Source organism: Dyella sp. ASV21, assembly GCF_016428975.1.
Taxonomy (GTDB): domain Bacteria; phylum Pseudomonadota; class Gammaproteobacteria; order Xanthomonadales; family Rhodanobacteraceae; genus Dyella.
In genome coordinates this window covers 1-382 of the sequence record NZ_JAELTT010000274.1, presented here as the reverse complement: position 1 = coordinate 382, position 382 = coordinate 1, and the positions used below count along the sequence as shown (strand labels likewise).

Sequence of the window (382 nt, the reverse complement as noted above, 5' to 3'; positions counted from 1 at the left end):
CCCCCCCCCCCCCCCCCCCCCCCCCCCCCCCCCCCCCCCCCCCCCCCCCCCCCCCCCTTTTTCCAAGCCTACGCCCTCACACGAGATTCGGTCATGGGTCTCGTGGGCTCGGAGATGTGTATAAGAGACCCCTGCAACCGCGGCGCGAGCCCGGCGCCGTCATCACGGAGAGCGACCAGGCCATCGCCGTGTACGCACAAGGTGTCGGCCACCAATTCGATGACTTCGCCATCCACGGCGCGCACCTTGCCCTGTCTCTTATACACATCTGACGCTGCCGACGACAACGTTCGGGTGTAGATCTCGGGGGTCGGGGGGTCATTGAGAGGGGGGGGGGGGGGGGGGGGGGGGGGGGGGGGGGGGGGGGGGGGGGGGGGGGGGG

1 protein-coding gene is annotated in these 382 nt (G+C 72.5%); it reads right to left on the bottom strand.

Annotation, left to right across the window (positions count from 1 at the left end; genetic code table 11):
* Positions 1-68: 68 nt before the first annotated feature.
* On the bottom strand, positions 69-236 hold the full coding sequence (locus tag JHD67_RS21670) for a hypothetical protein (RefSeq protein WP_343214415.1): 168 nt from the start codon (positions 234-236) through the stop codon (positions 69-71).
* Positions 237-382: the final 146 nt, after the last annotated feature.